Raw genomic sequence first — 25,237 nt, forward strand, 5'->3', positions numbered from 1 at the left:
CTCACACAATCACACGCAGTGCACGGCGTACGCCTGTGAACGTCACGCTCGTCCTTAGCCCCAGGTGGTCACCGTCCATCTGAAGGGGCAGGGGCACCTTCGAATGCAAGGTGAAGTCGGTGAGGTCATGGAGCGTAACCGCGTTCTTACCGTGCGGTCCGCGCTCGGGTGACGAGGTCAGCAGCTGGGTGCCGTAACGGGCCACGGCGGGAGTCGACAGTTTCTTGAGTCCGAGCACGTCAAGGCCGGTGTCGAAGGACGCCTGAGGTGTCGGATAGAGCGGACGGTTGCCCAGGAACGACCACGGAGACGTGTTGCTGACTATGGAGACGACCAGATCCGTGACCGGGTCCTCGCCCGGCCGTTCGAGCGTGATGGTGCCGTGCCGGCGGTCGGGCTCGCCGAGGAATTGGCGTACGACCTGTCGCACGTACAGGGCATGCGTCGAACGTTTGCCCCGTTCCCGCTGCTGCTCCACCCGGCCCACCACTCCCGCGTCGAAGCCGACCCCCGCACTGAACGTGAACCAGCGGGACGGGACCGACTCGTCCTCCGTGCCCGCGGTGCCCTCGGCGAGGCCCAGACCCACCGTCCGCTCACGGCCTTCGCGCAGGGCGTCCAGGAGCTGTCCGGTGGCCTCCACGGGCTCGTTCGGCAGTCCGAGGGCGCGGGCGAAGACGTTCGTGGAGCCGCCGGGGACGACAGCCAGACCCGGCAACCGGTCGAGATCGGGGCCGTGGTGCAGCAGCCCGTTCACGACCTCGTTGACCGTTCCGTCGCCGCCCAGGGCGACGACGAGCTCGATGTCCTTGCTCTCGGCGGCCTGCCGCCCCAGGTCGCGGGCGTGGCCGCGGTACTCCGTGGTGACCGCCTCGAGCTTCATCTCGCTCGCGAGTGCGTGGATCAGGACATCGCGCGTGCGCGCACTGGTGGTGGTTGCCGCTGGATTGACCACAAGAAGTGCACGCATGCGAAGCAGGGTACCTAGCGCCCTTGATCGGGCCCAGCCCGAGGTAGGCGTCGGGTAAGCGCCGAGCGGGTCCGGACCGGGAACGCCCTGCGGCACCCGGGCGGCCGAGAGCTACCCTGCAAGGGTGACCTCAGAGCAGAATCCCGCCCCCGAGAACTCCGAAGAAGACGGCCCCCGCCCCGGCCGGCTGACCGCCGCCGCGGCCCTGGCCGGACTCGAAGGGCTCGCGCTCCTCGTGGGCGGCGTCTACATGCTGCTCGCCGGGATCGCGGGACACCCCGACAACCCGGAACAGGCCGTCACCGGCGGTGTGACCCTCATCGTGCTCGCGCTGCTGCCGCTGCTGGCCGCGCGCGGGCTGCTCGCCCGTAAGGGCTGGAGCCGCGGCCCCGCGATCATCACGCAGATCATGGCGCTGCCGGTGGCCTACACGTTGCTCCAGGCGGACAGCATGGCCATCCCTGGGGGGATCGCGCTCGCCGCCGTGGCGATCGCCGCGTTGGTGCTGCTGGTCAACCCGGCGACCACGCGCGCGCTGGGTATCCGCACGCCGGGGAGCGCACAGCAGACCAAGTAGGCGGAGCGCACGACATGAAGGCGCCCGGTGCGGAGAATGCACCGGGCGCCTTCATGTGCGTACGTTCTCGCAGGTCACTCCTCGACCAGGAGCTTCTCCCGCAGCTGCGCCAGCGTGCGGGCGAGCAGGCGCGAGACGTGCATCTGGGAGATGCCCACCTCCTGGGCGATCTGCGACTGCGTCATGTTCCCGAAGAAGCGCAGCAGCAGGATGCGCTTCTCGCGCGGCGGCAGGTCCTCCAGGAGCGGCTTGAGGGACTCGCGGTACTCGACGCCCTCCAGCGCCTCGTCCTCGGCGCCCAGGGTGTCGGCGACCGCCGGGGACTCGTCGTCCGTGTCCGGGACGTCCAGGGACAGCGTGGAGTACGCGTTGGCCGACTCCAGGCCCTCGAGGACCTCCTCCTCCGAGATGGCCAGCTTCTCCGCCAACTCGTGCACCGTGGGGGAGCGGCCGTGCAACTGCGACAGCTCGGCCGTCGCCGTCGTCAGGGACAGGCGCAGCTCCTGGAGGCGGCGTGGGACGCGCACGGCCCAGCCCTTGTCCCGGAAGTGCCGCTTGATCTCGCCGACGACCGTCGGGGTCGCGTACGTGGAGAACTCCACGCCGCGCTCCGGGTCGAAGCGGTCCACCGACTTGATCAGACCGATCGTCGCGACCTGGGTGAGGTCGTCCAGCGGTTCCCCGCGGTTGCGGAAACGGCGCGCCAGGTGCTCGACCAGAGGCAGATGCATGCGCACGAGCTGATTGCGCATCTCCGCGTACTCCGGGCTGCCGTCAGGCAAGGTGCGCAGATGGATGAACATCGCCCGTGCACCGCTGCGGTCCCGCGGGTCGTGCCGGCCCTGCTGCTCACCGTGTCGCTCGTGGTCGCTCATCAATCCCGCCCGTCGCGCGTCCGATCCTCCAGGCCGCCCACGAAGCTCGGACCCGGAAATCGGCGCTGCCTGCTGTGGCACGTCGGCCGTCGGGTCCTCCGGGTGCGGCCGGGCCTGCTGCTCGGGGATGCCCGCGGCCACCCGCCGCACCCCCGCAGTGCCGTCGGCCGGGAGATCCCGTGTGCCGCGCTTGTCGTCCCGCACCGGACCGCCCCCGTTCATCACGTCGGGCCGGGGCCCGCGCCGCGCTTCTTGTAGAGGCTGATCGAGACGGTGTTGTCATCGGCCACCGAGGAGTCGACCTGGCCCGCGAGGGCCGACAGCACTGTCCAGGCGAAGGTGTCGCGCTCCGGGGCCCGGCCGTCAGTGGTCGGTGCGGAGACCGTCACCTCCAAGGAGTCGTCGACGAGCCGGAACACGCAGCTGAGCACGGAGCCCGCGACGGCCTGCTGAAGCAGGATCGCGCAGGCCTCGTCGACCGCGATGCGCAGGTCCTCGATCTCGTCGAGGGTGAAGTCCAAACGCGCCGCGAGACCGGCCGTGGCCGTCCGCAGCACCGACAGGTAGGCACCCGCAGCCGGCAGCCGGACTTCCACGAAGTCCTGATTCCCGGGCTCTCCTGCGATCTGGGACACCCTCACCTCCAAGGTGGTACAAGCACTTTCGGGCTCCGGAGGTCCTCCTCCGGGTGATGCGCCACATATATCTGCGGTGACGCTACCGCGCGCCCGACTTTCCTGTCCCGGGGACCCCCGGCCCAGTGCTGTCACTCATAGTAAGCCTACGGGTACGGACAGTGGCTAGAGGGTGTGCGGACCCAATTGGAAAGAGCGGGCGCCGGATTGACGTACCCAAGCCCTCACGGGTCGAACCCCGGTACGGCCGCGGATCGTCCGTGTCAGACCACAGTCGTGTCCACGAAGCACCAACGCCAGCTCTCACCAGGCTCGAAGGTACGCATCACAGGATGGCCCGTCGCCTTGTAGTGCTCCGTCGCGTGCTTGTAGGGCGAGGAGTCGCAGCAGCCGACATGGCCGCAGACGAGGCACAGCCTTAGTTGCACAGGGTGACTGCCGACGGCCAGACACTCCAGACAGGTCTCGCTGAGCGGAGCGGGCTGGGGGTGCGGCAGCGCGTCGACGTGCGGGCACTCGTTCATGATGGCCAGGTTACGACGGGCGGCGCGAGAAGGACGGCGGAAGGCGGGGCATGGACGTTTTGCCATTGGTGGGGTTGATCGCGGCGAGTGCCGCGGTGGCGGGGGCGGCGCGCAGGACGCCGGTGCCGGCACCGCTTCTCCTGGTCGCGGTCGGTCTGGCGGCTTCCTATGTGCCGTGGATTCCCCAGTACGGGTTGGATCCGCACATCGTGCTGCCGCTGATCCTCCCGCCCTTGCTGCACACCGCCGCCCTGGAGAGCTCCTACCTCGACCTGCGGGCCAACATCCGGCCCGTCGCACTGCTCTCGGTGGGCTACGTCCTGTTCGCCACGGTGGCGGTCGGCTGGCTGGCCTACGAGCTGATCCCGGACCTTCCGCTGACCGCCGCGCTCGTCCTCGGTGCTGTGATCGCGCCGCCGGACGCGGTGGCCGCGACCGCCATCGCACGCCGGGTGGGGCTCCCGTCGCGGATCACCACGATCCTGCAGGGCGAGTCCCTGGTGAACGACGCGACTGCCATCACCGCCTACAAGGTGGCCCTCGCCGCAGCCGTGGGGGAGGGGGCGAGCTGGGCGGGTGGCATCGAGGAGTTCCTGGTCGCCGCGGTCGGCGGCGTCGGGGTCGGGCTGCTGCTGATGGTGCCGCTGCACTGGCTGCGCAAGCACCTCACCGAGGCCATCCTGCAGAACACGCTCTCCCTGCTGATCCCCTTCGCGGCGTACGCGGCGGCGGAACAGGTGGGTGCCTCCGGGGTCCTCGCTGTCGTGACCGTGGCCCTGTACCTGGGACACCGCTCCTGGCAGGTCGACTTCGAAACACGGCTCCAGGAGGCCGCGGTGTGGAAGGTCGTCTCGTTCATCCTGGAGTCGTCGGTGTTCGCGCTGATCGGACTGCAACTGCGCGTCGTCCTGAAGGACCTCGGCGAGTACAGCGTGGCGCAGGCCGTCTGGTACGCCATCGCCGTGTTCGTCCTCGTGGTCGTGATCCGCTTCGTGTGGTCCTATCCCGCCACCTACTTGCCGCTGTACCTGTCGTCGCGCATCAGGGAGCGGGAGGGCGACACCGACTGGAAGCGGCCGCTGATCGTGGGGTGGGCGGGGATGCGCGGAGTGGTGTCCTTGGCCATCGCGTTCTCCATTCCGCTCGTCACGGACGACGGTGACCCGTTCCCCGCGCGCAACCTGGTGCTCTTCCTGACCTTCACCACCGTCATCGGCACTCTCGTCGTGCAGGGGCTCAGCCTGCCGCCCCTGATCAAGGCCCTGAAGCTGCCGGGCCGCGACACCCAGGCCGAGACGCTGGCCGAGGCGCAGGCGCAGAACGTCGCCTCCACGGCCGCGGAGGAGCGGGTGGACGCGCTGATGCGGGACGAGCGCAACTGCCTTCCTCCGCCGCTCCAGGACCGTCTGCGCACCGTTCTGGAACGGCGCCGCAACTCCGTGTGGGAGCGGCTCGGCCAGCCCAACCCGGTGACCGGCGAGTCCGCCGACGACACGTACCGCAGGCTCGCGCGGGAGGCGATCGCGGCCGAGCGCGAGGTCTTCGTACGGATGCGGGACGAACGGCGGATCGACGACGAGATGATGCGGACCCTGCTGCGCAAGCTGGACCTGGAGGAGGCCGCCGCCTACCGGGAGGTCGACGGCTGAGCGTCCTCGAAGGGTGCTCCCGTGATGACGGCCGCCACGGCCGTGCCTGATGCGAACGTGCCCGCTTCCGTGAGCGTGGCGAGCGCGTACAGCATCTTGGCGACGTAGAGGCGCTCGACCGGAAGGCCGTGGCGCTGCTCGAAGTCGTCGGCGAACGAGACGAGTTCGGCGGGCACGCGCGCGTAGCCGCCGAAATGGAAGCGGTCCTCGATACGCCAGTCCCCACGGAGGCCGCCGAACGCCGCCTCTTGCAGGGCGCGGACGTCGGCCTCCAGGAAGCCGCCCTTCAGGACGGAGACGCCGATGGCGTGCTGGCCCGGGGAGAGCCCCGCTGCCAGCCCCGCGAGCGTGCCGCCCGTGCCGCAGGCGACTGTGACGACATCGGCGAGGCCGCGTAGTTCACGGCCGAGGTCCGTGCACCCCTGGACCGCGAGGGAGTTGCTGCCGCCTTCCGGGACGACGTACGCGTCAACGGCGCCGGCTTCGGCGAGGAGCCCGGCCAGGACCTCTGGATCGTTCTTTTCCCGATAGGTCGATCTGTCGACGAAGTGCAGCCGCATGCCGTCGGCCGCACAGTGGGCCAGCGACGGGTTGAGCGGACGGTCGGCGAGTTCCTGGCCGCGCACCACACCGAGGGTGGGCACTCCCAGGAGGCGGCCGGCGGCGGCTGTGGCGCGGAGATGGTTCGAGTAGGCGCCGCCGAACGTGACGAGGGCGCGGTCCCGCGCTGCCGCCAGGTTCGGCGCGAGCTTGCGCCATTTGTTGCCGACCAGCTCCGGGTGGATCAGATCATCCCGCTTGAGCAGCAGGCGCACACCATGGCGCGCGAAACGGTGGTCGTCGACCTCGGTGAGGGGTGACGGCAGCCGGGGGTGCAGAGCGGCGGTGATCGGGTGGGGCACCCGGTCATTGTCGGACATGTGTCCGGGTGCCCGCCGCCGCGCTTCGTTCGTGGTGTGTCAATCGTGGTGTGTCACTTGAGCCGGTCGCGGATACGCCCCCGCATCGACGCCATTGTGAAGCCTTTCGGGTCGATCTTCCCGGGCTGCCACTCCAGGTGGCCGATGACCGAGCGCTCCGTCCAGCCGTGGTGGCGACAGACGGCCGCGGCCGCCTTCTCGATGGCTTCCAGCTGAACCGCGGGCCACGGGTCCTTCCCGTCTCCGAGGTTCTCGCACTCGAAGCCGTAGAAGTGGCGGTTGCCGTCCGTGTTCGCCTCGTTGTCGTGCGGCAGCGCCTTCTCGGCGATCACGGCGCGCAGTACGTCGTCATCGCCGAGCCCCGCGTGGTTCGCCCGCCCGTAGCCGACCAGATGAATCCGGCCGTCCTTCGTGATGACGCCATGACACAGCGGGCCGGGCAGGTCCGGGTGGCCGTCGCGACAGATGCGGACCGTACGCTCGCTGCCCGACGTGACGGTGTGATGGATCATCACGCCGTTCATGGGGCCCCAGGCCCCCTTGTGGTTGCGATTGTGATGCTTCCAGTCACCGACTTGGACCACCGTCAGCCCCTCGTTCTTGAGAGCGGTGAGAAAACTGCTCGTGGACATGGGTGGGGCCATGGCCGGCTCCTCACGGGCGCGACGGCCGCCCGTCGCGCACCGTCTCGTACCGGTGCTTGTACCCGAACTGCGGTGGCCGAACGAGTCGTTCGTATTCCGTGCGAGCTGTTCCGGACATCGGTGACGGGCGCACTCGGGAACTCAGCTGTGCAGGAACCCGTCCCCGTTCGTCGCGATGTGCGCCTCGAGAGCCTGCAGGGCCCGCTGCGTGGCGTCCGGGCTGCCGGTGCCCTTGCGCTCCTCGTAGTACGCCGCGCCCAGCTTCTTCAGCAGATCGCCGCCGGCGCGCTGCGCCTGCACGTCGTCCAGCTTCTGCTTGCCCTGCGTCAGGCCACGCTGCGCCTGCTCCTTCGCACGGTCCAGGAAGCCCGCCATGGTCGTCTCCTCTTCCAGTCGTCGATCGTTTCCTGATCAACGCGTGCCGGGATCGCCGAGTTCCGAAAAACGCGCCCAATGCCCCGTCTGGACGAGATCCATTCCCGCTCATTTGTGTAATGGCGCGAGCACGGAAGGTACTGGAAGGCTTGCCTCGCAGGTCAGTTCCTGATCAGGAGGGCAATCCCATGTCGGTAGGCGAAGAGGTCCGCACGGAGCAGCCGGGGTCACAGAAGAGCCTCGGCACATCCGCCGCGCGGAATCTGGCCACCACCACCAAGTCCGCGCCGCAGATGCAGGAGATCAGCTCCCGCTGGCTGCTGCGGGCGCTGCCCTGGGTGAATGTGCAAGGTGGCACGTACCGGGTGAACCGGCGGCTGAGTTACACGGTCGGGGACGGACGGATCACGTTCGTGAAGACCGGGGATCAGGTCCGGGTCATCCCGGCCGAACTGGGGGAGCTGCCGGCGCTGCGCGGCTTCGAGGACGAGGACACCCTGGGCGAGCTCGCCCAGCGGTGTACGCAGCGGGAGTTCGCGGCCGGCGAGGTGCTTGCCTCGTTCGGCAGCCAGGCGGACGAGGTGTTCCTGCTCGCGCACGGCCGCGTGGAGAAGATCGGGACGGGGCCGTACGGCGACGACGCGGTGCTCGGCGTCCTGGCCGACGGTGCGTACTTCGGCGACCAGGCACTGCTCGACCCGGAGAGCATCTGGGAGTACACGGCCCGCGCGGCCACCGCGTGCACGGTGCTCACACTGCCGCGCCGCGACCTCGAGCAGATCGCGGAGCGCTCCGAACCGCTGAGCGCCCACCTCCAGCAGCTCCGCTCGATCCCGACGCAGCGGACCAACAACTACGGCGAGAAGGAGATCGATGTCTCCGCGGGCCACGTGGGCGAGGCGGTGCTCCCGGGCACGTTCGTCGACTACGAATCAGCTCCGCGCGAGTACGAACTGAGCGTCGCGCAGACCGTGCTGCGCATCCACACGCGCGTGGCCGACCTCTACAACCAGCCGATGAACCAGACGGAGCATCAGCTCCGCCTCACCGTCGAGGCGTTGAAGGAGCGCCAGGAGTACGAGCTGGTCAACAACGCGGAGTTCGGCCTGCTCAACAACTGTGAGTACGACCAGCGGCTGCAGCCGCACGACGGTGCGCCCAGCCCCGACGACATGGACGAACTGCTCAGCAGGCGGCGCGGTTCCAAGCTGTTCCTCGCGCACCCGAAGGCCATCGCGGCGTTCGGCCGGGAGTGCAACAGGCGGGGCCTGGTCCCCGAGAGCATCGACGTGGGCGGGCACCGCATCCCGACCTGGCGCGGTGTGCCGATCTACCCGTGCGCGAAGATCCCGATCTCGGACGCGCGGACCACATCCATCATCTGCATGCGTACGGGGGAGGAGGAGCAGGGCGTCATCGGGCTGCAGCAGACCGGCATCCCGGATGAGATCGAGCCGAGCCTGTCGGTGCGGTTCATGGGGATCAGCGAGCAGGCGATCATCTCGTACCTGGTGACCACCTACTACTCGGCTGCGGTCCTGGTGCCGGATGCGCTCGGCGTCCTGGAGAACGTCGAGATCGGCCGGTGGCAGTGACCTCCCGCCTCCGGCGTGTCGTGTCCCCGCCCGAAGGGGCGGGTACACCGAAGGGGTACGCGCCCAGCAACAGCGGACCTGCCACCGTCCGCGCCCCTTCCGGGGTGAGTCCATGACGCAGACCACGCAGACGACGCAGGCAGTGCAGGCGCGAGGGGCAGGAGTGCCTGCCGCACCGAACGCGCCCCGGGCAGAAGTCGTAGCTCAGCCCACGGGGCCGGAGAGTGTGGGGCGGGGCGGGCAGGAGACGCAGGAAGCGGAGGGGATCCTGGCGCAGGCCAGGGCGTCGGTCGACCCGGAGTTGCGCCGGGCCGTCGAGGCTCTGCCGGGGCCCATGCGCAGCGTCGCCCTGTACCACTTCGGCTGGCAGCACGCGGACGGCACGCCCGCGGTGGGGAACGCGGGGAAGGCCGTGCGGCCTGCCCTCGTCCTCGCGGCGGTGCGAGCCCTCGGCGGGCGGGCAGAGTCCGCCGTGCGGGCTGCGGCGGCTGTGGAGCTGACGCACAACTTCACCTTGATGCACGACGACGTGATGGACCGGGACACCACGCGCAGGCATCGGCCGACCGCCTGGACCGTGTTCGGGGTCGCCGACGCGATCCTGGCGGGCGACGCGATGCAGGCTCAGGCCCATCGGATGTTCGCCGAGGACCCGCACCCGGCGGCCCCGGCCGCAGCGGCCCGACTCGACACCTGCGTCATGGAGTTGTGCGCCGGGCAATCGACGGACGTGGCTCTGGAGCGGCGGGCGCCGGGGGAGGTGTCGCTTGAGGAGACCCTGACCATGGCGGAGGCCAAGACGGGGGCGCTGCTCGGGTGTGCCTGTGCGATCGGTGGGTTGTACGCGGGGGCCGACGAGGCGGAGGTCGCGGCGCTCGACGCGTTCGGGCGGGCGGCGGGCCTGGCGTTCCAGCTCATCGATGACGTGATCGGCATCTGGGGCGACCCGGCGCGGACCGGTAAGCCGGCCGGGGCCGACCTGGCCGTCCGCAAGAAGTCCCTGCCGGTTGTCGCGGCGTTGGCCTCCGGTGGCCCGGCGGCGGAGGAGCTGGCCGCGCTGTACGGGCCGCCGGGCCCGGGGGAGGAGAGCGAGGCGGAGTTGGAGGCCATCGCACTGGCCGTCGAGCGCGCGGGCGGCCGCGACTGGGCACAGGCGCAGGCGGCGGACGAGATGGCTCGGGCGCTGCATGAGTTGGCGCGGGCGGTGCCGGCGCCGGAGAGAACGGGTGGGTTGCTGTCTCTCGCGGAGTTCGTGACGCGGCGGGGGTATTGAGGGCGGCGGTGACGGTGGCGGCCCGGGGCGGGGTGGGTGCTGGGGGCCCGGATGGGGACGCGGATGAAATGCAGATGAGATGGAGGGGGTGGGTTGCGGGAGGGGGTGTGCCGTGAGGCCACCTGGTGGGGCGTAGGTGTGAGGGGGCGCTCGGGAATGGGAGGTAGACGGCGCGTCTGTCACCGGGTGGCTGTGTTGGAGAGCCCTGACCTAGGGCGGGAGGGGTGGAGGGGGACAGGCGGGGCCTGTGGCGCCCGGCGCGGGTATGTCAGAGGAGGCGTCGGGTCGCGGGGGCGCAGCGCAGGCGCCGGTGGGCGGGTGCGTGAGGCGTCGGATCGTGGGGGCGCAGCGCGGGCACAGGTAGGCGGGCGCGTGATGCAGCTCGGCCCGGCCGGAGGGCGCCGAGGCGCGGCGGGTCTCAGGGGTGGGACGAGAGGCGGCGGCGGGGGAGTGAGGCTGCGCCGCCGGTGGGGGAGGGCCAGGGGTGGAGGCGGTCGGTAGCGAAATGGCCCGGGGCTGGGCGGGGGCCGATGGCGGTTTGCCCCAGGGCTGGAGGGGCCGGTAGAGGAGCGGTCCAACGTAGGGGGTCGCCGGCGGGGGCCTGTGGGGCTTGTAGGGACCGGTGAGGAAATGACCTGGGAGGGAGGCGGTCGCTAGCAAAGTCTCGGGTGTAGGGGTGGTTGTTGGAGAAGGGCCCGAGGGTCTGGCGCCGGCTGCTGAGGTGGCGGCGCGAGGTGGGAGGTGGCCGGCCGAGGAGTGGCCCGGAAGTGGAGAAGCGGCCGCGACGCTGGGGTGGCGAGGGGCAGTCGGCTGACGAGGAAACGGTTCGAGGCGGAAGGCGGAAGGCGGGAGGTGGCCGGTAGGGGCAGGTGGGGCATGTGGGGTCGGCGTGCGTGCTCGGGGGACGCTTATCGGGGGCGGCCGAGGGCGGCTTGGGGGAGTTCCAAAGGAGGGTGCGGACTGGTCGGCGGCGGGTGGTGTTGGCGTGGAGGGCTGGGTTGGACTGGGCTGTCGGCGGCAGGTCGGCTGGCGGTCCCGGGCGCGCACCACGCGCGAAGGCTGATTCAGGCGGTCCAGGTTCAGGCGGGGGTGCAGTTGTTCACCTGGTCCAGGTGCCCAGGTGCCCAGGTGCCCAGGTGCCCAGGTGCCCAGGCGGCATCTAGGCGATCCAAGCGGTCCAGGCGGTCCAAGCGGCGTAAGTCGTTGGGACGGGCTGGTGGGTCCGGGTGGTCCGGAGGTTCGGGTGTTTGGGGGAGGGCGGGGCCCCCGGGTGCGTAGGGGAGTGATCGCTTAGGCTGCCAACGACCGGTCGGAGATGGCTGGTTGGGCTGATCGGAACGGTTGGGTCGGCTGGGGTGGACTAGTCGAGGGGATCCAGGGTGGGCGTGGGGATTCGGCGGGCGTCGCCGAGCGATCGGGACTTCGTTGTGGGGTTGCTCGACGAAGTGTTCATGGACGATCCGGTCAGTAGCTGGGTGTTCCCCGGTGCCGAGCACCGGAAGGCCAGGCATGCGGGCCTGATGGGAGCGTTCACCGATGCGACCCTCGCCGACGGGTACATCGACCTCGCGGAGGACGGAGCGGCCGTCGCGCTGTGGTTGGACATGCCGGATGCACCGGATGCACCGGATGCACCGGATGCACCGGATGCACCGGATGGGCCGGACACGCCGGACGGGCCGGAGGGTGGGCCCGGTGCGCCACTCGACCAGGGTGAGGCGGGCCAGGCGGATGGACCCGCGCAGGTGCGTGCTGCCGTCGACCCTGACAACGAACGGGTGGAGCAGATAGCCCGGTTGACGGAGGCAGCACATCCGGTGGGCCGCGCGCATGTCTATCTGTGGATGATCGGTGTGAAACCGGGGCGGCAGGGTGAGGGGCTGGGGAGCGCGTTGATGGCGCCGGTCCTGGAGCGTTGTGACTGCGAGGGGCTGCCCGCCTATCTGGAGGCGAGCAACGCCCGCAGCCGTGCCCTGTACGAGCGGCTCGGTTTCGTTTTCACCGGGACCACGCTCGATCTGCCGGACGGCCCGTCCCTATGGCCTATGTGGCGTGAACCGCAGGGCATCTGACCCCCTTTCGGGCAGGGTGCATCGGCCTGTTGAGGCGTACTGAGACACACCGAGATGCCCCGCGCGTTGCCGCCAGCCGCCAGCCGCCAGCCGCCAGCCGCCAGCCGCCCATGATCTCGTGCGCCCATCGGCCTCCTGTGCCCATATGACCCGTGCGCCCACATGACCCGTGCGCCCCTCGGACCCGTGCCGGGTCGTCTCGGTGTGGGTGTCAGGGGTTCGGCAGGATGCGTTCGACCAGGCGTTCCACCAGGCCGTTGGGCACGCTCGCGCCGGGGAACGCGTCGTCCAGTAGTCCGGGCATCGTGAGTTGCTCCAGGATGAGTCCGAGCATGCCGAGGTAGAGCAGGGTGATCTCCTCGGCGCCGCCGGGGAGTTGGGATTCGGCGTTGAACGCGATGCCGAAGTCGAGGTCGGCGCGGAGTGACTTCATCAGGGAGGCGCGCAGCTCGGGTCGGCGCGTTGCCTCCAGGCGCAGCTCCATCATCGCGAGGAACCCGGTGCGGTCGCCCATGACACGGCGCATCAGGTCGTGCATGAACGCGGTGACGAGGTCCCGGTCCCTTGGGCGCTCCAGGAGTTTCTCGACGACCTTCGGGTCCGGCGCGAGCCGTTCGTGCAACCAGGCGTCGATGTGGTGGAACAGGTCGTCGCGGTTGGCGAAGTAGTTGGACGACGTGCCCGTGGGGACGCCTGCCGCCGTGTCCACCGCGCGGAAGGTCAGGCCGCGTGCGCCCTCCGCCGCGAGGACCTCGACGGCGGCGTCCACGAGGGCGGCTCGGCGCTCCGGGTTCCTCACCATGTCTTCGACGCCATGTCTTTCGGGGCTCCCTCTCGTTTCTCGTTCTCTTCGGTTCGTTCGTCTCTGGTCCCGGTTCCGGGAAAGGGCTTGTAACCACTACAGGTGGAGCACTATAACTGCAGTGGTTCACCTGTTTTCCCCCGTTGCTTCCCTCTGTCCTCCACGAAAAGAGACCAGCTTGCGCAAGCTCACGTACTTCGTCGCCGTGTCCGTCGACGGTTTCATCGGTGACGAGTCCGGTGACGGGACGATGTTCATGTCCTTCGTCGACGAGGAGTTCCTGGAATTCCTCAAGACCGAGTACCCGGAGACCGTGTCGGCGGAAGGCCGCAGGATGGTCGGGCTCGACGGGGCTGCGAACAAGAAGTACGACACCGTGATCCAGGGGCGCCGCAGCTACCAGGTCGGTATCGACGCCGGTTTTCCCAGCCCGTACGGACATTTGCGCGAGTACGTTGCGACGCGCACCCTCGAAGAGTCCCCGCACCCGAACGTGCGGCTGATCCGCGACGACGTCATCGGCAAGGTGCGTGAGCTGAAGAGGGAGAGCGGCAGTGAGTTGGGGATCTGGCTGTGCGGCGGCGCGCAGCTGGCCGGGTTGCTCGCGGACGAGATCGACGAGCTGGTGATCAAGACGTATCCGGTGGTCCTCGGTGTCGGCATGCCCATGTTCGCGGGCCGGAAGTACGACCTCACGCGGTTCGCCCTCGAAGAGAACCGCACCCTCGGCAACGGTGTGATCGTCCGCCGTTACAGCCGGCAGCAGTAGCGCCGCGCCGCGCTGCTGCGAGGGCGGGGAGCAGGGGCGTTGCTCGCTGCCGCGCGGAAGTGGCGCGAGTGAGGGGAGTGGCGGGTGATCCGCGTGGCCGGCTGCCCCGCCCTGGCGCGGGGGCGCGTCAGTGGTCCCCTAGATTGGCGCGTATGGCGATCGAACTGCTGCACATCACCGAGCGCGCCCTGTGGGAGAGCGCCCAGGTCGCGGGGGCGTACGCGATGTCGACCCGCGGCAAGACCCTCCAGGAGGTCGGGTTCATCCACTGCTCGTTCCCGCATCAGCTGCGCCGGGTCGCCGAGCTGCTCTACGGGACCGAGCCGGAGCCCGGGGAGCTGGTGGTCCTGGTCATCGACCGCGAGCGGCTCGACGTGCCGGTCCGGGTGGAGCCCGGGGTGCCCCGGGCGCCCGGCGGGGAGGAATTCCCGCATGTGTACGGGCCGTTGGCGGTCGGCGCGGTGGCCGAGGTGCGCGACTGGCCGCGTCCCGAGTCGCGTAGCCAGAAGGAGCGCATGCTCGCCGGTGACCTGTACCTCGCCGACGACCCCGTTCTGGACGCGGACGCGCTGCGCGGCGTCGAGCTGGCAGAGCGCTACAACGCGAGCAGCGTCACCGACCTGCCCGCACGCCGCGCCCTGCTCCGCGAACTCCTCGGGGAGGTCGGCGAGGATGTCACGGTGCGGCCGCCGCTCTCCGTCGACTACGGGCAGTACATCAGCATCGGCGCGCGGACCTTCGTCAACTACGGGGCCGTGATGCTGGACGTGGCGCCCATCCGGATCGGCGAGGACGTGCAGATCGGCCCGAGCGTCCAACTCCTCACCCCCACCCACCCGGTCGATCCCGAGCCGCGGCGCGCCAAGTGGGAAGCGGCGAAGCCCATCACGATCGGCGACAACGTCTGGCTGGGCGGCGGCGTCATCGTCTGCCCCGGCGTCACGATCGGCGCGAACACGGTGGTGGGCGCCGGGTCCGTCGTCACCCGCGACCTGCCGCCGGACGTGGTCGCCGTGGGCAACCCGGCGCGGATCGTCCGGAAGATCACAGGGAGCCCCGAGAGCCCCGAGAGCCCCGAGCGCCGGGAAAGTGGGGAGAGAGAGGCGTGAGGCTTCGGGGGGTGGTGTGTGCCGTCGCCGGGGCGGTGGTGATCGGGTTCGCCGGGGGTGACGGCGGTGTCGGTGGTGTGGGCCGGCACGCGAAGGCATGGGCGGACGGGACGCCGGTCGTGTGGGCGGACGAGGAGATGCCGCAACTGCCGTTGGAGCGTTACGAGTTCGGTGGTGCCGACGTGAAGGCGTTCGGCCGGGTCGAGTCCGCGACGCGGCTGCTCACCCAGCGCTGCATGGTCCGGCACGGCTTCGCCGACTTCCCGGAGGATCCGAAGTTTCCGGGCATGGCCGTCACGTTCACGACCGCGATGGTCGCCGTGGGCACGGGCCCGGTCGGCCCCTACGACCTGGGCAAGGCGCGGCGCTGGGGGTACGGGTGGGACCCGGCGAGGAAGTTCGCCCCGCGCGAGCCCGCGGGGCGGGAGATGACGACCGAGGAGTCGGCCGTCTACTACGGCGACCGGCAGAGCGACCGCAGCGGCTGCTCCGGGGAGGGGTACCGGCGCATCGAGCGCGGGGTCCGGGACAGCAGACGGATGTGGACGTACGTCTCCGAGCGCGAGGCCGCCGTCCGCAAGCAGGTCGAACGTGACCCCAGGCTGCGCCGTGCCTACAAGGCATGGGCGGACTGCGTGGTCGGCAAGGGGTACAAGCGGTACGCCGATCCCGTGAAGGCCTTCGAGGACAAGGGCTGGGGGCGCGGCCGGGACGGCAACACCAAGCGGTCGGAGCGGGAGACGGGGACGGCCGTCGCCGACATCGAGTGCAAACGCCGGCACAACACGGGTGGGGTGTGGTGGACGGTGGCGGCACGTCTTCAGCGACGTGAACTCGCCCTGCACGGCGCTGAGTTCGAGGCGGTGCGCAAGGATCGGGACCGGGTGCTGGCCCAGGCCCGCGCGGTACTGAGGGCGGACTGAGCGGGCGGTCGGCGCCGCCGAGCAGGCACCCCGGCAGTCGGCGGAGATCGCCCCGTCAGCCGGCCGCGGCCGCCCGTACCGACTCGGTCATCGCCGTCACGAACGCGTCCCGCGTCGTCGCGTCCAGCGCGTCGAGCGAGAGGTACGGGTTCAGGTCCTCCAGCTCCACCAGCAGCAGGTCGCCTTCCTGGGTGCGGCAGGCGTCGATGCGTTGGATGCCGCGCGGGAGGGTGTTCCACTCGATGAAGCGCTGGGCGAACTCCCGGTCCGGACCGGTGGGTTGGTACGGGCGCAGTTCCCAGCGGCGCTCCGGGTCCGGGGCGTACAGGGCGTACTGGAGGGTGGCGTCGACGAAGTAGAAGGAGACCTCGTACTGGAAGTCGATGTGCGGCTGGACCAACAGGTCGCCCGTGTAGCGGAGTTCGGGCAGCTCGGTCGGCGGTACGACGCGCAGGCCCATCGAGTCCGCACCCAGCTTCGGCTTCGTCACGTACGCGTCGGCCGTGGGGAGGCGGGCGAGGTCGGCGGCGCGGTCGATCGTCGGGATCACCGGGAACCCGGCGGCCGTCAGCGTCAGCAGGTACTGCTTGCCGGCCATGTCGGCGCGGCCGGTGAGCGGGTTGTACACGTTCGTGCCGCGCTCCAGCGCTCGGCTGCGGAACGCCTCGTACGCGCCCTGGTAGCCGAGCACGGGCCCGCTGTTGCGGACCACGACCACCTCGAAGTCGCCCATGAGGGCGGCCGCGTCCAGCGGATGGCACAGCGCGAGGTCGAACGCCGGGCGGAGCCGCGACGTGAGGAAGATGTCCTCGTCGCAGTAGCGCCGGCCGCGCGCCTCGTAGGCCAGATCGGTCACGTAGAGCACACGGGGGCGGCGGGGCACGGGGACTCCTGACTCTCGCCGAAGCCGTAGGGGCCCGGCCGAGTTCATCGGCCGGGCCCCTACGGGTGGTCCCGGGCCCGCGAGGGTGCACCGCTCGCCGGTCGCCGGTACCAGGGTTCAACTGGCCTCGGGTCAGGCCTTCTTGGTCTCCCAGAAGATCTTGTCGATCTGGGCGATGTAGTCGAGCGCCTTCTGGCCCGTGGCCGGGTCCTTCGACGCCTTGGCGGCCGAGAGGGCCTTCAGGGTGTCGTTGACCAGCTGGTGCAGCTCCGGGTACTTCTCGAAGTGCGGGGGCTTGAAGTAGTCGCTCCACAGCACCGAGACGTGGTGCTTGGCCAGCTCGGCGCGCTGCTCCTTGATGACCGTGGCGCGCGCCTGGAAGTGCGCGTCGTCGTTGCCGGCCATCTTCTCCTGGACGGCCTTGACCGACTCGGCCTCGATGCGGGCCTGGGCCGGGTCGTACACGCCGCAGGGGAGGTCGCAGTGAGCGCTGGCCTTCACCTTGGGGGCGAACAGGCGGGAAAGCATGTTGCTGTCCTTCCTCGTGATCGTCTTCTCAGGTGCGACATTACTCCGTGCATGACGCGTTTTCTCGGGTGCCCCCGGGGGCTTAGGCCAAAAGTCCAGGGTGACACTGGGACTGGTGGAGGATGGGACCGGCGGTTGGAAACCGGGGAGGTTGGCTGATGCCCGAGGCGGTCGAGGAAGTGCGCGGGACGAAGGTGCCGTTCCAGATCATCGAGGTCGACGGCCCTTCGATGGTGCCGACGCTGTACCACGGTGACTGGATGCTGGTGCAGTACGGCGCCCGCGTGCGGCCGGGCGATGTGGTCGTGCTGCGCCATCCGTTCCAGCAGGACCTGCTGGTCGTGAAACGGATCGCCGAACGGCGCGAAGGCGGCTGGTGGGTGCTCGGGGACAACCCCGGGGCCGGTGGCGACAGCACGGTGTACGGGGTCGTGCCGGACGAGCTGGTGCTCGCCAGGGTGCGCGGGCGGTTGCGGCGACGCAGGCCGTGGGCGGAGGGCGAGGGTCAGCGGTCCGTGACGGCGGTGCTGTCCTGGGCCTTGGGTGCCGTACGCCCCGTGCCGTCCGGCCGGTCGGGCCGCTCGGCCTCCAGGCGCTTGCGGGCACGGTAGGCGGCGACGTTGGCGCGGGTGGCGCAGCGGTCCGAGCAGTAGCGCCGGGAGCGGTTCGTCGACGTGTCCAGGTACGCGTTGCGGCACGGGGCGGCCTCGCACAGGCCGAGGCGGTCCACGCCGTACTCGGTGAGGTGGAAGGCGAGACCCATGGCCGCGATGGCGGCGTAGCCGGCCGTCGCGTTGGACGGGTGGTCGGCCAGGTGCATGTGCCACAGCGGGCGGCCGTCGTCGTCGCGGTGGTTGTGCCCGGAGATCTGCGGGCTCACCGGGAACTCCAGCAGGAGCGAGTTGAGCAGGTTCACCGCGAGCATCTCGTCGCCGCCGTCGGCCGCCTCGAAGACGGCGCGCAGCCGCCCCCGGACGCTCCGGAAACGTGTCAGGTCGGCGTCGGCCGCGCGACGGGCCGCCTCCTGGTTGGCGCCGAACAGGCCGCGCACCGCGTCCACGGAGGTCAGGCTGTCCTTGCCGCGGACCGGTTCCTCGGTGTTGACGAGGCGCACGGCGTAGTCCGAGTAATAGGCCAGTTCCACTTGTAGTCCTTACCGGGGCGGTCTATCGTCATGGCTGGTCGGGCAAGTAATGCCCGATCTGGCTTTCAGGGTATTACGAACGGGCTGGGGATCGTGTGAGCGGCCGGGGGCTGTTCGTCGTTCTATGGAGGGTGCATGACCGAGACCGCCACCGACACCGGCCGGTGCCGGAGCGCCGACTGGCGTGCCTGGCAGAACAGCTGGGACCGGCAGCAGGAGTGGTACATGCCCGACCGCGAGGAGCGGTTCCGGGTGATGCTCGACATGGTCGAGGCGTGCGTGGGCCGCGCGCCCCGCGTGCTCGACCTCGCCTGCGGCACCGGCAGCATCACCGACCGGCTGCTCACCCGCTTTCCGCAGGCCACCAGCGTCGGCGTCGACCTGGACCCGGCCCTGCTCGCCATCGCGCGCGGCACTTTCGAGGGGGACGAGCGCGTCAGCTTCGTGACCGCCGACCTCAAGGACCCGGGGTGGACGCGGGCGCTGCCGCACGACTCGTACGACGCCGTGCTCACCACCACCGCCCTGCACTGGCTGCACTCCGGACCCCTCGCGACCCTCTACGGCCGGCTCGCCGGCCTTGTCCGTGACGGCGGCGTCTTCATGAACGCGGACCACATGATCGACCCGGCGACCCCGCGGATCAACGCCGCCGAGCGCGCCCTGCGCCACGCCCGGATGGACGAGGCGAAGACGGGCGGCGCGGTGGACTGGGCCGAGTGGTGGGCGCTCGCCGCACAGGATCCGGTGCTCGCCGGACCCACGGCGGAGCGTTTCGCCATCTACGGGGAGCACGCCGACGGGGACACGCCGTCCGCGGCCTGGCATGCGGAGGCCCTTCGGGGGGCCGGGTTCGGGGAGGCGCGGGTTGTCTGGAGCGCGCCGTCCGACGCGATGGTTCTCGCCCTGAAGTGACACGGCCGTCCGCCGGGCGGCGATGCCTCGCGGACCGCACCGCCGGGCCGGGACACGTCGCGAGTCGCACCAGCGGGCCCGCGCCCGACCGCGGGGCAAGAGAGAAGGGGCCTCCGGGGGCACTCCCCGGACGCCCCTTCTCCCGTCGGCAAGGTCAGAGCACCTTGGAGAGGAACGACTTCGTCCGTTCCTGCTGGGGGTCGGTCAGGACGTCGCGCGGGCGGCCCGCTTCGACCACCACGCCCTCGTCCATGAAGACGAGGCTGTCGCCGACCTCGCGGGCGAAACCCATCTCGTGCGTGACGACGATCATCGTCATGCCGGACTCGGCGAGGTCGCGCATGACGTCGAGGACGTCACCGACCAGCTCCGGGTCGAGCGCCGACGTCGGCTCGTCGAACAGCATCAGCTTCGGGTCCATGGCGAGCGCGCGGGCGATCGCCACGCGCTGCTGCTGGCCGCCGGAGAGCTGCGAGGGGTAGTTCTCCGCCCGCTCGGCGAGGCCCACCCGCTCCAGGAGCTGTCCGGCCCGCTCCCGGGCCTGCGCCCGGGAGACGCCCTTGACCTGGACCGGCGCCTCCATGACGTTCTCCAGAGCCGTCATGTGCGGGAAGAGGTTGAAGCGCTGGAAGACCATGCCGATGTCCCGGCGCTTCAGGGCGACCTCGCTGTCGCGCAGCTCGTAGAGCTTGTCGCCCTTCTGCCGGTAGCCGACCAGTTCCCCGTCGACGTAGAGCCGTCCGGAGTTGATCTTCTCCAGGTGGTTGATGCAGCGCAGGAAGGTCGACTTGCCGGAGCCGGAGGGGCCGATGAGGCAGAACACCTCGCCCTGCTTGACCTCCAGGTCGATGCCCTTGAGGACCTCGACGCTGCCGAAGGACTTGTGGACGCCCTCGGACTTGACCATGGCGGTCCCGGGCCCGGGCGTGGGGTTCGCGTCGGTGCCGGTGTTGGTCTTGGCGCTCACGCCATGCCTCCGTTCGGGCGGCCGACGAGGGTGCGCAGGCGCTGCAGCGGGGTCGGGGGCAGCGCGCGGGAGGTGCCGCGCGCGTAGTACCGCTCGATGTAGTACTGCCCGACGCTGAAGATCGACGTGAGGATCAAGTACCAGGCGGCGGCCAGGAAGTACATCTCGACCGTGGAGGCGGCGGACTGGCCGATGTCCGAGGCCACCTTGAACAGGTCGAGGAACTGCACGGCCGAGACGAGCGAGGTCGTCTTCAGCATGTTGATGACCTCGTTGCCCGTGGGCGGCACGATCACCCGCATGGCCTGCGGGATCACGATGCGGCGCAGCGTCTTGGCGTGGCTCATGCCGAGCGCGTGCGCGGCCTCGGTCTGGCCCTCGTCGACGGCGAGCAGGCCGGAGCGGCAGATCTCCGCCATGTACGCCGCTTCGTTGAGGCCGAGCCCGAGCAGGGCGGTCAGCAGCGGGGTCATGAACGAGGACCAGTAGTCCTTGTAGATCGGCCCGAGGTTGATGTACTCGAAGACCAGGCCCAGGTTGAACCAGATGAACAGCTGGACCAGGACCGGGGTGCCGCGGAAGAACCAGATGTAGAACCAGGCGATGGTGCTCGTCACCGGGTTCTTCGACATCCGCATCACGGCGAGGACGACGCCGCCGACCACACCGATGATCATGGACAGGACGGTCAGTTCGAGCGTCTTCCCGACGCCGGTGAGCACCCGGTCGTCGAAGAAGTAGTCGGGGATCGTGCCCCACTCGATCTTGCCTTGCGAGAACGCGTAGACGATGGCGCCGAGCAGCGCCACGGCGATGACCGCGGACACGTAGCGGCCGGGGTGCCGGACCGGGATGGCCGTGATGGCCTCCGGCGCGGTAACCGCGGGCGCGGTGCCGGCGGGCTCGTTCGCCTTGCTGAGGGGAGTCATGGGTGGTGCCTTTCAGAGCCCGTCAGAGTGCAGGACAGGGGTGACAGGGGTCAGGAACCACCGTTGATCTTCGCTTCGGTGACGGCGCCGTCGTCGACGCCCCACTTCGCGATGATCTTCTTGTACTCGCCGCTCTTGATGATGGCGTCCATCGCGGCCTGCAGGGCGTCCCGCAGCTGCGTGTTGTCCTTGGCGACGGCGATGCCGTAGGGGCCCGCCTCGACCTGGTCGCCGACGATCTCGAAGTACTTGCCGGCGCCGGACTTCTTCACCGAGTACGCGGCGATCGGGTAGTCGGCGGAGACGACGTCGGCGCCCTTGGAGCGCATCCGGGTCTCGGCCTCGGGGTTGGTGGCGAAGTCCTCGACCTTCAGGGCCTTCTTGCTGTCCTGCGTACACTTCTTCGCCTGGTCCTTGGCGAGATCGTGCGAGAAGGTGCCGGTCTGCACGGCGATCGTCTTGCCGCACAGGTCGTCCCAGGTCTTGATCCCCTGGTCGTCGCCCTTGTTGGTGTAGAGCGAGACGCCCGCGGTGAAGTAGTCGACGAAGTCGACGCCCTTGCCGACCTTCTTGCCGGTGTCGCCGTCGATCCCGTTCTGGCGGTCCTTGGTGTCCGTCATGGCCGACATGGCGATGTCGTAGCGCTTGGAGGCCAGACCACCCACGAGGTCGGCGAACTTGCCGTTCTGGAAGTTGAACGTCACGCCGAGCTGCTTGCCCAGGGCCGCGGCGACGTCCGGGTCGATGCCGACGGCCTTGCCCGCGTCGTCCTTGTACTCGACCGGCGCGTACGCGATGTCGGAGCCGACGTTGATGACGCCCTTGTCGCGGATGGCCGCGGGGAGCTTGGAGGCGAGCGGTGCGGCCTTCGTGGAGGAGGCGCCGGATTCAGATCCGGACTCCTTCGACTTGGTCTGGTCACCGCAGCCGGTCAGCAGCAGAGTGCCGGCGACCGCGATCGCGCCGACCGCTGCTATCCGGGACTTCGCGGAATTCGCGGTCGTGCGACGGGTGGTGCTTGCGGTCATGGTGGGGTCCTCCGGCAGGGTGGGTGGAGTGCCGTGTCGGTCGCATTGGCACACACCTTCGGGTGTCGCGACCTTGCGTGATTACGGCATCTTGCCATTCGGACGGGCCGCTCCAGGGCGTCAGCGATGTCAAAATCGGATAACAGGTGTGCCAAGACCACCAACACGGCAGCACATCAGGGTGCATGGGGCCGGATCATCTGCGGAGCTGCTGCCCGACCGCGGAAGATTCTCCGGCGAACTGTCCGCTGTCTCACCATTCGGGCTGACTTCCATCGCGCTTCGAGCGCGAGTTGATGACTTGTCCAGATATTCGGCTATGAGTCATGTCACCGGGCCGTGATCGATCACGCCCGGGCTCGTCCGCAGCGCCGTCCGTCGGGTAAGAAGGTTCTTTACACCCCTCATCCGGGGCTCAGGGCGCGCGTGCGGCGCGCCCGTCGTGTACGCGCCTGTGCGGCGGTCCCCCAACGGGGACCGACCGGTGCGTACGCGGTGCCCGCCCGCTCCTCAACCAGGAGCGGACACCCTCAACTGATGTTTAAGACTTAAGGGGTAAGACAAGTGGCAGCGGAGATCGTCAATCCTCGCAGCGACAGCAGTACCGGCGACGAAGGCAGCGGCGAGTTCGCGGACTCCTTCGACCCGGCCTTCGCGCTGCACCGCGGCGGCAAGATGGCTGTGCAGGCCACCGTGCCGATCCGCGACAAGGACGACCTGTCCCTGGCGTACACGCCCGGCGTCGCGAAGGTGTGCAGCGCCATCGCCGAGCAGCCGGAGCTGGTCCACGACTACACGTGGAAGTCGAGCGTCGTGGCCGTCGTCACCGACGGCACGGCCGTGCTCGGACTCGGGGACATCGGCCCCGAGGCGTCCCTCCCGGTGATGGAGGGCAAGGCCATTCTCTTCAAGCAGTTCGGCGGCGTGGACGCGGTGCCGATCGCGCTCGCGACGACCGACGTGGACGAGATCGTCGACACCGTCGTGCGGCTCGCCCCCTCCTTCGGTGGCGTCAACCTGGAGGACATCTCGGCGCCGCGCTGCTTCGAGATCGAGCGCAGGCTCCAGGAACGGCTCGACATCCCCGTCTTCCACGACGACCAGCACGGCACGGCCGTGGTGACGCTGGCCGCGCTGAAGAACGCGGTCCGGCTCAGCGGCCGTACGCTCGGTGAGCTGCGCGCGGTGATCTCCGGCGCCGGCGCGGCGGGCGTGGCGATCGCCAAGTTCCTGCTGGAGGCCGGGCTCGGCGACGTCGCGGTCACCGACCGCAAGGGCATCGTCAGCCGGGACCGCGAGGACCTCACGGCCGTCAAGCGCGAGCTGGCCGAGATCACGAACAAGGCCGGTCTCTCCGGCTCCCTGGAGGACGCGCTCGCGGGCGCCGACGTCTACATCGGTGTCTCCGGCGGTACGGTCCCCGAGTCCGCGGTCGCCTCGATGGCACCGGGCGCCTTCGTCTTCGCGATGGCCAACCCGAACCCCGAGGTGCACCCCGACGTCGCCCACAAGTACGCGGCCGTGGTCGCGACCGGGCGTTCGGACTTCCCGAACCAGATCAACAACGTGCTGGCGTTCCCCGGGATCTTCGCGGGCGCGCTGCAGGTGCGGGCCTCGCGGATCACCGAGACGATGAAGATCGCCGCCGCCGAGGCGCTGGCCGCCGTGGTGGGCGACGACCTGAGCGCCGAGTACGTCATTCCGTCGCCGTTCGACGAGCGGGTCGCCCCCGCGGTGACAGCGGCGGTCGCGGCGGCGGCGCGGGCTGAGGGCGTCGCTCGTCGGTGAGGGGCGTCTGCCGGTGGGTGGCGCGCCGTTGTGCGCCGCCCGGCGTTGGTGGCGGCCGCCGGTGAGCGGCGTCGCCCGGGCGCGTGTCGCTCGTGCGGTGCCGCTCGTGCGTGACGTGCGTGAAGTGATGGTGAGGCTCCGTCTTCGGCGGGGCCTTCGCCATGTGGCGGGGGCGGCGAGGCCGTAATCGGTGTCACAGCGCGGCACGGTTCCCCGGCCCCGGCGGGACGCCTATCGTCAAGGTCATGTTCGCCGCCTACGCCGCCCGAATCGACTGTGACCAGCCGCTGAACGGACTGGAGTTGGGGGAGCGACCCGCCCCCCAGGACCGGCCCGGCTGGACCACCGTGAACGTCAAGGCCGCCTCCCTCAACCACCACGACCTGTGGTCCCTGCGCGGGGTCGGGCTCGGCGAGGAGGCGCTGCCCATGATCCTGGGCTGCGACGCCGCCGGCATCGACCGTGACGGCAACGAGGTCGTGCTCCACTCCGTCATCGGGCAGAGCGGCTACGGGGTCGGGCCCCGCGAGGGCCGCTCCATCCTCACCGAGAAGTACCAGGGCACGTTCGCCGAGCAGGTCACCGTGCCCGAGTGGAACGTACTGCCCAAGCCGAAGGAGCTCTCCTTCGAAGAGGCCGCGTGCCTGCCGACCGCGTGGCTGACCGCGTACCGGATGCTCTTCACCAACGCCGGTGTGCGGCCGGGTGACTCGGTGCTCGTGCAGGGAGCGGGCGGCGGTGTCGCCACGGCCGCGATCGTGCTCGCCAAGGCCGCGGGGCTACGCGTCTTCGCCACCAGCCGCGACGAGGCCAAGCGCAAGCGGGCGCTTGAGCTGGGCGCGGTCGAGGCCGTCGAGTCCGGCGCGCGGCTGCCGCAGCGGGTGGACGCCGTGATCGAGACGGTGGGCGCGGCCACCTGGTCGCATTCGGTCAAGTCCCTGAAGCCCGGCGGCACACTGGTCATCTCGGGTGCGACCAGCGGGCCCAGCCCGAAGTCCGCCGAGCTGAACCGCATCTTCTTCCTGGAGCTGAAGGTCGTCGGCTCGACCATGGGCTCCAAGGACGAACTGGAGGACCTGCTGTCCTTCTGCGCCGCGACCGGTGTGCGGCCCGTCATCGACGAGGTGCTGCCGCTCGACCGGGCGCGCGAGGGGTTCCAGAAGATGGCCGGCGGCGAACTGTTCGGGAAGGTCGTGCTGACCGTCTGAGAGGCGCGCCTGAGAGGGCGAATCCCAGAGGGCGAAGCCCAGAGGGCGGACCTGAGAGGGCGAACGGCAGAGGGGCGCTTCGGCGCCCCTTTTTCGCGCTTGTTCTGTCAACTTTGGTTGACGCGGAGGGCCTGT

General features: G+C 69.9%; 26 protein-coding genes and 1 pseudogene. 13 read left to right on the forward strand and 14 right to left on the reverse strand.

The window, feature by feature from the left end; genetic code table 11:
• Position 1: 1 nt before the first annotated feature.
• On the reverse strand, positions 2–970 hold the full coding sequence (locus ACZ45E_RS14720; RefSeq protein ID WP_468220638.1) for a diacylglycerol/lipid kinase family protein: 969 nt from the start codon (positions 968–970) through the stop codon (positions 2–4).
• 124 nt (positions 971–1,094) lie between these two features.
• Here ACZ45E_RS14720 and ACZ45E_RS14725 point away from each other — a divergent pair, with 124 nt between their 5' ends.
• A complete protein-coding gene (locus tag ACZ45E_RS14725; protein ID WP_468220640.1) occupies positions 1,095–1,547 on the forward strand; it encodes a hypothetical protein in 453 nt (150 codons plus the stop codon).
• 74 nt (positions 1,548–1,621) lie between these two features.
• Here ACZ45E_RS14725 and ACZ45E_RS14730 read toward each other — a convergent pair whose 3' ends face one another.
• The 3 genes from ACZ45E_RS14730 to ACZ45E_RS14740 form a co-directional block, all read right to left on the reverse strand.
• Positions 1,622–2,644, reverse strand: a complete 1,023-nt coding sequence (locus ACZ45E_RS14730; RefSeq protein ID WP_468220641.1) for an RNA polymerase sigma factor SigF — start codon at positions 2,642–2,644, stop codon at positions 1,622–1,624.
• Positions 2,644–3,057 carry an anti-sigma regulatory factor gene (locus tag ACZ45E_RS14735; RefSeq protein ID WP_399058894.1) on the reverse strand — a complete coding sequence of 138 codons (414 nt, stop codon included), beginning with the start codon at positions 3,055–3,057 and terminating at the stop codon, positions 2,644–2,646. The genes ACZ45E_RS14730 and ACZ45E_RS14735 overlap by 1 nt, the downstream gene beginning before the upstream one ends.
• A 263-nt stretch (positions 3,058–3,320) precedes the next feature.
• Positions 3,321–3,581, reverse strand: coding sequence for a UBP-type zinc finger domain-containing protein (locus tag ACZ45E_RS14740; RefSeq protein WP_468220643.1), 261 nt, complete (start codon positions 3,579–3,581; stop codon positions 3,321–3,323).
• A 50-nt stretch (positions 3,582–3,631) separates the two neighbouring features.
• Between ACZ45E_RS14740 and ACZ45E_RS14745 the strand changes: the two genes are divergently transcribed.
• A complete protein-coding gene (locus ACZ45E_RS14745) occupies positions 3,632–5,230 on the forward strand; it encodes a Na+/H+ antiporter (protein WP_468220645.1) in 1,599 nt (532 codons plus the stop codon).
• On the opposite strand, the gene ACZ45E_RS14750 is transcribed toward ACZ45E_RS14745, so the two are convergent.
• From ACZ45E_RS14750 to ACZ45E_RS14760, 3 genes are all read right to left on the reverse strand, one after another.
• The gene (locus ACZ45E_RS14750; protein WP_468220648.1) at positions 5,209–6,150 is read right to left on the reverse strand and encodes a 1-aminocyclopropane-1-carboxylate deaminase/D-cysteine desulfhydrase; all 942 of its coding nucleotides are present in this window, start codon (positions 6,148–6,150) and stop codon (positions 5,209–5,211) included. The genes ACZ45E_RS14745 and ACZ45E_RS14750 overlap by 22 nt on opposite strands.
• Before the next feature lie 53 nt (positions 6,151–6,203).
• Positions 6,204–6,794 carry an N-acetylmuramoyl-L-alanine amidase gene (locus tag ACZ45E_RS14755; RefSeq protein WP_468220649.1) on the reverse strand — a complete coding sequence of 197 codons (591 nt, stop codon included), beginning with the start codon at positions 6,792–6,794 and terminating at the stop codon, positions 6,204–6,206.
• Between the two features lie 141 nt (positions 6,795–6,935).
• Entirely contained in the window at positions 6,936–7,169 is a 234-nt protein-coding gene (locus tag ACZ45E_RS14760) for a hypothetical protein (RefSeq protein WP_404144995.1), read from the reverse strand.
• A 188-nt stretch (positions 7,170–7,357) separates the two neighbouring features.
• Here ACZ45E_RS14760 and ACZ45E_RS14765 point away from each other — a divergent pair, with 188 nt between their 5' ends.
• The 3 genes from ACZ45E_RS14765 (at position 7,358) to ACZ45E_RS14775 (ending at position 12,109) form a co-directional block, all read left to right on the forward strand.
• On the forward strand, positions 7,358–8,764 hold the full coding sequence (locus ACZ45E_RS14765; protein WP_468220651.1) for a family 2B encapsulin nanocompartment shell protein: 1,407 nt from the start codon (positions 7,358–7,360) through the stop codon (positions 8,762–8,764).
• 112 nt (positions 8,765–8,876) lie between these two features.
• Positions 8,877–10,037 (forward strand): family 2 encapsulin nanocompartment cargo protein polyprenyl transferase, encoded by a 1,161-nt coding sequence (locus tag ACZ45E_RS14770; protein ID WP_468220654.1) that lies wholly within the window; start codon positions 8,877–8,879, stop codon positions 10,035–10,037.
• A 1,379-nt stretch (positions 10,038–11,416) separates the two neighbouring features.
• A complete protein-coding gene (locus ACZ45E_RS14775) occupies positions 11,417–12,109 on the forward strand; it encodes a GNAT family N-acetyltransferase (protein ID WP_468220656.1) in 693 nt (230 codons plus the stop codon).
• Between the two features lie 211 nt (positions 12,110–12,320).
• On the opposite strand, the gene ACZ45E_RS14780 is transcribed toward ACZ45E_RS14775, so the two are convergent.
• Positions 12,321–12,911, reverse strand: a complete 591-nt coding sequence (locus ACZ45E_RS14780; RefSeq protein ID WP_468220658.1) for a TetR/AcrR family transcriptional regulator — start codon at positions 12,909–12,911, stop codon at positions 12,321–12,323.
• Positions 12,912–13,089: 178 nt separating this feature from the next.
• Between ACZ45E_RS14780 and ACZ45E_RS14785 the strand changes: the two genes are divergently transcribed.
• The 4 genes and pseudogenes from ACZ45E_RS14785 to ACZ45E_RS14800 all read left to right on the forward strand — a co-directional run bounded on the left by ACZ45E_RS14785 (position 13,090) and on the right by ACZ45E_RS14800 (position 15,712).
• On the forward strand, positions 13,090–13,680 hold the full coding sequence (locus ACZ45E_RS14785) for a dihydrofolate reductase family protein (protein ID WP_468220660.1): 591 nt from the start codon (positions 13,090–13,092) through the stop codon (positions 13,678–13,680).
• A gap of 152 nt (positions 13,681–13,832) precedes the next feature.
• Positions 13,833–14,174: pseudogene (locus tag ACZ45E_RS14790) on the forward strand (DUF952 domain-containing protein); the annotation flags it as partial.
• 21 nt (positions 14,175–14,195) lie between these two features.
• Positions 14,196–14,789, forward strand: a complete 594-nt coding sequence (locus tag ACZ45E_RS14795) for a sugar O-acetyltransferase (protein WP_468220787.1) — start codon at positions 14,196–14,198, stop codon at positions 14,787–14,789.
• Positions 14,786–15,712 (forward strand): hypothetical protein, encoded by a 927-nt coding sequence (locus tag ACZ45E_RS14800; RefSeq protein ID WP_468220662.1) that lies wholly within the window; start codon positions 14,786–14,788, stop codon positions 15,710–15,712. The genes ACZ45E_RS14795 and ACZ45E_RS14800 overlap by 4 nt, the downstream gene beginning before the upstream one ends.
• A gap of 55 nt (positions 15,713–15,767) precedes the next feature.
• Here the strand turns inward: ACZ45E_RS14800 and ACZ45E_RS14805 are convergent, their stop codons facing one another.
• Together ACZ45E_RS14805 and sodN are read right to left on the reverse strand one after the other, a co-directional pair.
• Complete coding sequence (locus ACZ45E_RS14805; protein ID WP_468220664.1) at positions 15,768–16,643, reverse strand: hypothetical protein; 876 nt, start codon at positions 16,641–16,643, stop codon at positions 15,768–15,770.
• Positions 16,644–16,727: 84 nt separating this feature from the next.
• On the reverse strand, positions 16,728–17,123 hold the full coding sequence (gene sodN, locus ACZ45E_RS14810) for a superoxide dismutase, Ni (protein ID WP_468220666.1): 396 nt from the start codon (positions 17,121–17,123) through the stop codon (positions 16,728–16,730).
• Positions 17,124–17,281: 158 nt separating this feature from the next.
• On the opposite strand from sodN, the gene sodX reads away from it, so the two are divergent.
• Complete coding sequence (sodX, locus tag ACZ45E_RS14815) at positions 17,282–17,734, forward strand: nickel-type superoxide dismutase maturation protease (RefSeq protein WP_468220668.1); 453 nt, start codon at positions 17,282–17,284, stop codon at positions 17,732–17,734.
• Here sodX and ACZ45E_RS14820 read toward each other — a convergent pair.
• A complete protein-coding gene (locus ACZ45E_RS14820; protein WP_468220670.1) occupies positions 17,629–18,267 on the reverse strand; it encodes a CGNR zinc finger domain-containing protein in 639 nt (212 codons plus the stop codon). The genes sodX and ACZ45E_RS14820 overlap by 106 nt on opposite strands.
• 135 nt (positions 18,268–18,402) lie before the next feature.
• On the opposite strand from ACZ45E_RS14820, the gene ACZ45E_RS14825 reads away from it, so the two are divergent.
• Positions 18,403–19,182, forward strand: a complete 780-nt coding sequence (locus ACZ45E_RS14825; RefSeq protein ID WP_468220672.1) for a class I SAM-dependent methyltransferase — start codon at positions 18,403–18,405, stop codon at positions 19,180–19,182.
• 154 nt (positions 19,183–19,336) lie between these two features.
• Here the strand turns inward: ACZ45E_RS14825 and ACZ45E_RS14830 are convergent, their stop codons facing one another.
• Genes ACZ45E_RS14830 through ACZ45E_RS14840 form a run of 3 tightly spaced genes read right to left on the reverse strand, consistent with a single transcriptional unit; the run spans position 19,337 to position 22,106 of the window.
• Positions 19,337–20,089 carry an amino acid ABC transporter ATP-binding protein gene (locus ACZ45E_RS14830; protein ID WP_468220789.1) on the reverse strand — a complete coding sequence of 251 codons (753 nt, stop codon included), beginning with the start codon at positions 20,087–20,089 and terminating at the stop codon, positions 19,337–19,339.
• Between the two features lie 56 nt (positions 20,090–20,145).
• Positions 20,146–21,078 carry an amino acid ABC transporter permease gene (locus tag ACZ45E_RS14835; protein WP_468220674.1) on the reverse strand — a complete coding sequence of 311 codons (933 nt, stop codon included), beginning with the start codon at positions 21,076–21,078 and terminating at the stop codon, positions 20,146–20,148.
• Positions 21,079–21,128: 50 nt separating this feature from the next.
• A complete protein-coding gene (locus ACZ45E_RS14840) occupies positions 21,129–22,106 on the reverse strand; it encodes an ABC transporter substrate-binding protein (RefSeq protein WP_468220676.1) in 978 nt (325 codons plus the stop codon).
• A gap of 564 nt (positions 22,107–22,670) precedes the next feature.
• Between ACZ45E_RS14840 and ACZ45E_RS14845 the strand changes: the two genes are divergently transcribed.
• Both ACZ45E_RS14845 and ACZ45E_RS14850 read left to right on the forward strand, forming a co-directional pair.
• Entirely contained in the window at positions 22,671–23,894 is a 1,224-nt protein-coding gene (locus ACZ45E_RS14845; RefSeq protein WP_468220678.1) for an NAD(P)-dependent malic enzyme, read from the forward strand.
• Between the two features lie 245 nt (positions 23,895–24,139).
• Positions 24,140–25,102, forward strand: a complete 963-nt coding sequence (locus tag ACZ45E_RS14850; RefSeq protein WP_468220681.1) for a zinc-binding dehydrogenase — start codon at positions 24,140–24,142, stop codon at positions 25,100–25,102.
• Positions 25,103–25,237: the final 135 nt, after the last annotated feature.

This window comes from Streptomyces sp. NPDC030991, assembly GCF_055571235.1.

Bases quoted from the DNA above. Each gene is read 5' to 3' on its own strand.
- sodX (WP_468220668.1), top strand. From the start codon at position 17,282: ATGCCCGAGGCGGTCGAGGAAGTGCGCGGGACGAAGGTGCCGTTCCAG.
- ACZ45E_RS14750 (WP_468220648.1), bottom strand. From the start codon at position 6,150: ATGTCCGACAATGACCGGGTGCCCCACCCGATCACCGCCGCTCTGCAC.
- ACZ45E_RS14755 (WP_468220649.1), bottom strand. From the start codon at position 6,794: ATGGCCCCACCCATGTCCACGAGCAGTTTTCTCACCGCTCTCAAGAAC.
- ACZ45E_RS14745 (WP_468220645.1), top strand. From the start codon at position 3,632: ATGGACGTTTTGCCATTGGTGGGGTTGATCGCGGCGAGTGCCGCGGTG.
- ACZ45E_RS14740 (WP_468220643.1), bottom strand. From the start codon at position 3,581: ATGAACGAGTGCCCGCACGTCGACGCGCTGCCGCACCCCCAGCCCGCT.
- ACZ45E_RS14805 (WP_468220664.1), bottom strand. From the start codon at position 16,643: ATGAACTCGGCCGGGCCCCTACGGCTTCGGCGAGAGTCAGGAGTCCCC.
- ACZ45E_RS14830 (WP_468220789.1), bottom strand. From the start codon at position 20,089: ATGGTCAAGTCCGAGGGCGTCCACAAGTCCTTCGGCAGCGTCGAGGTC.
- sodN (WP_468220666.1), bottom strand. From the start codon at position 17,123: ATGCTTTCCCGCCTGTTCGCCCCCAAGGTGAAGGCCAGCGCTCACTGC.
- ACZ45E_RS14840 (WP_468220676.1), bottom strand. From the start codon at position 22,106: ATGACCGCAAGCACCACCCGTCGCACGACCGCGAATTCCGCGAAGTCC.
- ACZ45E_RS14780 (WP_468220658.1), bottom strand. From the start codon at position 12,911: ATGGTGAGGAACCCGGAGCGCCGAGCCGCCCTCGTGGACGCCGCCGTC.
- ACZ45E_RS14720 (WP_468220638.1), bottom strand. From the start codon at position 970: ATGCGTGCACTTCTTGTGGTCAATCCAGCGGCAACCACCACCAGTGCG.
- ACZ45E_RS14730 (WP_468220641.1), bottom strand. From the start codon at position 2,644: ATGAACGGGGGCGGTCCGGTGCGGGACGACAAGCGCGGCACACGGGAT.
- ACZ45E_RS14795 (WP_468220787.1), top strand. From the start codon at position 14,196: ATGCTCGCCGGTGACCTGTACCTCGCCGACGACCCCGTTCTGGACGCG.
- ACZ45E_RS14760 (WP_404144995.1), bottom strand. From the start codon at position 7,169: ATGGCGGGCTTCCTGGACCGTGCGAAGGAGCAGGCGCAGCGTGGCCTG.
- ACZ45E_RS14850 (WP_468220681.1), top strand. From the start codon at position 24,140: ATGTTCGCCGCCTACGCCGCCCGAATCGACTGTGACCAGCCGCTGAAC.
- ACZ45E_RS14825 (WP_468220672.1), top strand. From the start codon at position 18,403: ATGACCGAGACCGCCACCGACACCGGCCGGTGCCGGAGCGCCGACTGG.
- ACZ45E_RS14765 (WP_468220651.1), top strand. From the start codon at position 7,358: ATGTCGGTAGGCGAAGAGGTCCGCACGGAGCAGCCGGGGTCACAGAAG.
- ACZ45E_RS14835 (WP_468220674.1), bottom strand. From the start codon at position 21,078: ATGACTCCCCTCAGCAAGGCGAACGAGCCCGCCGGCACCGCGCCCGCG.
- ACZ45E_RS14770 (WP_468220654.1), top strand. From the start codon at position 8,877: ATGACGCAGACCACGCAGACGACGCAGGCAGTGCAGGCGCGAGGGGCA.